Genomic DNA, 4,256 nt, shown 5'->3' with positions numbered 1-4,256 from the left:
TGCTTTTGGAGTCTTATCTGGATATTGGTTGGATCGGGATTGCCCTTTATGCCGGCATTACAGTTTTTCTCTTTGGAATTGCATGGATTCCACAACTGTTGAATCAGTGGATCGCCCGCCGACTTTTACGTGATAAATCTATGAGCGGCAAACAACAGGTACAGATCATTGAGTGGATTCATTTTCATCCGCTGAAAAAGCTGCTGATTTTCGGACTGTGGGGCTTTGGCGTCGTGCTGGTTCTGCGTGGCATCTGGGTAACGGCAACCGGAAAAATCGAAATGGACGGAGAGCTTTTCCTGTTTTTACTTGGCACAGCAGTTCTGGTTGTGGCGCTGTTTCAGAAAATGAAACGCTATATCTGCACGCCTTACCGGAACATACCGGCGCTGAATCAGATTCTCAGCAAAAATCAGCTGGAGCAGTTGCTAGATGGAGAACACTTTGAACCAATAGCGTTTGAAGATGAGGGCATGAAAAAGTATCTGGAAATTTACCGAAGCCAAAACTGGATGCTGATTGGCGGGAAGTTGCTCTCAAAAAAGCTCGCTTTATGGGTCACAATGAATCGGTCAGGAAACGATGCGTCCTTGAAGGTACTTTACCTTAACGGCATGACGGCCAAAGCGAAAGTCGATCTGGATATTCGAGGGGATCGGTACAAGGAGTTTACTGCTGTGTTGAAAGAATTGATTGGATACGAAGGCACTCTTAAACTGGATGAAAAAGAAGAACAGCTGGCACAGAAATTTACGTCCTTTTTCCCAGAGCAAACTTCCGAACAGGACCGTGTCGCTGCTTTTCTTTCTCAGGATGTGACGCTAATCCGGCAGGACTATATTCAGACCTTCTCCCCGCCGCCAGATCCCCGGAAGAAAAAGCGGAGTAGACGGGAACGGGAATAAAAGAATTTCTTCATTTTTCAATGGAGAACGGGTTACAAAGATAAAGAGAATGTAACTTAGCGGCCATCTATGGTATATCATCTCACATCGTATGGCTTACTGTTGTTGGTCCGTCCAAGTATATAATCCGTAGATACCTTATAATAGTCTGCTAATTTCAACAAATGGATAACTGGAATTACTTGAAATCCTCGCTCGTAGCGGGAGTACACAGTTTGGCTGATTCCTAAAATTTCTGCTACATCTTCCTGTCGTAGGTCTCTGTCCTCCCGTAAGTCTCTCAATCGTTGAAATAACATACTATTCACCGCCTTTAGTACTAATTGATACTATTGACGATACCCCATATTTTGATTAGAATGTTGGAGGTAGAACTTATAAGTACTAAGGCGGTGATTGAATGGAATTGTATCAAGAAATCCTCTGTCATGTGTTTGAAAACGAAAAAATCCAGGTGTCCTTCCCAGAACTCATCCATACTGATGTAATGAAAATCATTGAGCTTGAATGCTATAAGGCATTACACAAAATCAAAACCATTTTGGAAGATGACTCCCTGACAGACAGTGAGTGCTTTCAGCAAATCGAAGAAATCGTCTGCACTTTTGAAGAGTTGGGATCTGGCGGTGGTAACCGGCATGATTTTGGTTGATTTCAAAAGAGAAGCTGCCAATAAGAAAAGCATCCTCTGAAATACAATTCAGAGGATGCTTTTCTTATTTAGAACATATTCAAAACTGGTGTACTCATGTGAGTAGAGACTCAAATGATTGTAGCGGTAGTTTTCATCAGAATTTTCTTGATGAACGTTTATCTCACTTTCAGACATAGCAGAAAAAGATTACTCTTTTTTGCTTCGCTCGATGCTTGAAGCTAATTCTTTTTTACTTCCCCAGCATAGCTGGAGGTTGTTGTTGCGCTAAAGCTACAACAAAGCAGTAAGACAGGGAGAAGGTAATTTGCCTCCCTCTCTCTTCAATTAAAATCAGCTTATACTGCGCCGCTTGCTCCCAAATACCAGCAGGGCCATACCAGCCACCAGCAGGAGTAGCTGAGCCATGACCATAGGCCCCGGCAGTGCAAACGCCGGGTCAAGGACCTCCAGTGTCAGCGGATAGGCGGTAAAGAAGCTCCCATTCCACAGTCCCAGAACCTCCGGCAAGGGCAGCACAGCCAGAAGGATGGGAATTGGCATCCAGACATACAGCAGCCAGGGCCTCAGCTGCCCAAGCAGCCATCCGCTGCCCAGGGCGAACACCAGCGGCGGCAGAAGGGTCACCAGCGCAGGAAAGACTAGGCTCCCCCAGCTGTACCAGCCGAACATCCGGCTGTAAAACACTGCCGCTTCCGCGATACAGAGTAGCGCCAGTATGGCCGTCCCCGTGAACGCGGCGGCGCACCGGGCCAGGGCGAAGCGGGCAGGCCGCATGGGCACGGCATCTATAAGCGCTGCCGTCCGCCGGGCCTTGAGAGAGGTAAAGAAGGTCAGGAAGAACAGTGCGCCGATCCACAAAAGCGGTAGCATCCGGGAGAGATAATCCCCAAAGCTCCAGGGGGAAAAGGGCGCCGTGTGGGACACCCCCAAAATGGTCACGCCCCGCAGTACCAGGGCACCGTAACCAAGCAACACGGCGGCCAGTCCCGCAAAGAACTGATTCCACAGTAGCCGCCTGCACTCATAGCGATAGATCTTACCCAAGGTTCAAATCCTCCTCTGTCAGCCCGCAGGCACTCAAAAATTCATCATAGGTGAGATAGGGGCACATGGGGTCCATCTCCCGATTGAACAGATCGTGAAGGATCTGGTCCATGGCTGCTTCCCCTCCCACAAGCTGCTCCGCCTTCAGGAGCTTCAGCGGCATTTCACTGTACTGCCGCACACCGGACAGGCTGTTGGAAATACCCAGGCGTTCCCCCTCCGGCAGCATCTCCAGGTATTCGGGATGACGCACATAGAAGTTCAGGTAATAGTCATCCACCTCCCGCTGCCACTGGTCAACGTAATGGGTCCGGGCATACTCCTCCCCATACAGTTCCTTGACAATGCGGTAGGTGGTGTAGACGGTCAGGCCCTCGGCGGACCAGGGGCTGTCCGGGGCAGGCATGTCAAACATACTGCCCAGCCCCCACCACTGATGGACCAGCTCGTGGATAAAGATCTCCCCCGGGACGGCTCCCTTGCTGTCGTCGCTCAGGCTGGCGATGGTGAAATCTGCCTCATCCAGCAGGCTGGCGCCGCCGGCAGCATATCCGCCGCCGGCGATCCGGCTTTGGATCAGCTTCAGGCTCTCCCCGGCGCTGAAGGACAGGGCTCCATAGTGTGCGGTGCAATACTCCACCACGGCCCGCACCGCGTCAGCTGCACCGGCCTGCTCCATGATCTTCTGATGCTTGCGGCCATAGTAAAGTTCAATAGTCATACCCCCAGCCTGAATATCCTCCCGGATGTAATCTCCGGCATAGAGGATCCCGCCGGTTCCGATTTCTTCCCAGCGCCAGGTTTTGGTGCCGTTTTCATGCTCTGCTGCCACCTCCGCCCGGCTGGAGCCAAAGGGAATGGCCACCATGGAAGCGGGAAGGGTAATTTCCATCTCTGCAGGATAATAGTTTTCGTCGGGCAACACATTCAGAAGCCGCGGGGAGAGGGCCGCGTTCTCCAGCTGCAGATAAGTCTTGCTGATCTCTGCACTCCCCTGACTGCACGACAGATTTTGGTTCTCACGGGGGAAGCCACTGTATTCCATGGTCAATTCGATCTGGGTCTTGGCCGGAAGGGTAACTTCCAGCATTGCCTCATTGAATTCCTGATACTCCCCCACCGAAAAGGGGACAGTCTCGCCGTTGGCCTGCACATTGGAAACGGTGTAGCCGGGGGTAACACCAAAGGCGACACGCTGCTCCTGCCCGGAGCTGTTTTCAAAGAAATAGCTTGCCTTGCCGCCCACTGTCCCGTCAGACACATCGGGAAATACCTGCGCGGAGCGGCTGGTGCAGATCACGCCCTCAAGATAGGGCATCTCATAAAAGGTCATGGCCATTTGGTCCGGATTGCTGTTATCCACCATGGGCTGAACTGCGTAGGCAACGCCGGAGCAGGCCAGCAATGCCACGGCGATCACCGGACGGTAGGCCCGCCGGATGCTCCGGGCCAGGGAGCCAAGCGCCCCCTTCCCATACTGGCGGATGCAGAGATACGATACCGCCCACACGCCCACCAGGCCAGCCAGCCAGGTCAGGCGCATATAGGCCACGGAGCGGAAGATCCGAAAGTTGGAGAAATCATCGGACAGCGCCCACACACAGGGATTGAGCCAGCACAGCTGCCAGTTCTCTGCCCACACGGTCAGGCTC

General features: G+C 52.0%; 5 protein-coding genes. 2 read left to right on the top strand and 3 right to left on the bottom strand.

Going from position 1 to position 4,256, the window contains the following annotated elements; all coding sequences use genetic code 11:
• Window positions 1-905, top strand: a 905-nt coding sequence (locus ACLTXB_RS18530) for a hypothetical protein (RefSeq protein WP_428227959.1), incomplete at its 5' end; no start/stop codon positions are given.
• Between the two features lie 77 nt (window positions 906-982).
• On the opposite strand, the gene ACLTXB_RS18525 is transcribed toward ACLTXB_RS18530, so the two are convergent.
• Entirely contained in the window at window positions 983-1,204 is a 222-nt protein-coding gene (locus tag ACLTXB_RS18525) for a helix-turn-helix domain-containing protein (protein WP_428227958.1), read from the bottom strand.
• A 101-nt stretch (window positions 1,205-1,305) separates the two neighbouring features.
• Here ACLTXB_RS18525 and ACLTXB_RS18520 point away from each other — a divergent pair, with 101 nt between their 5' ends.
• Entirely contained in the window at window positions 1,306-1,557 is a 252-nt protein-coding gene (locus ACLTXB_RS18520; RefSeq protein ID WP_428227957.1) for a hypothetical protein, read from the top strand.
• A gap of 333 nt (window positions 1,558-1,890) precedes the next feature.
• Here ACLTXB_RS18520 and ACLTXB_RS18515 read toward each other — a convergent pair whose 3' ends face one another.
• The gene (locus ACLTXB_RS18515; protein WP_428227956.1) at window positions 1,891-2,604 is read right to left on the bottom strand and encodes a hypothetical protein; all 714 of its coding nucleotides are present in this window, start codon (window positions 2,602-2,604) and stop codon (window positions 1,891-1,893) included.
• Window positions 2,597-4,256, bottom strand: a 1,660-nt coding sequence (locus ACLTXB_RS18510; protein WP_428227955.1) for a hypothetical protein, incomplete at its 5' end; no start/stop codon positions are given. The genes ACLTXB_RS18515 and ACLTXB_RS18510, both read right to left, overlap by 8 nt.

The sequence above is a fragment of the Flintibacter sp. genome (assembly GCF_046973065.1).
Note: the sequence above shows the minus strand (reverse complement) of the source record. Positions and strands in the feature narration are given on the sequence as shown.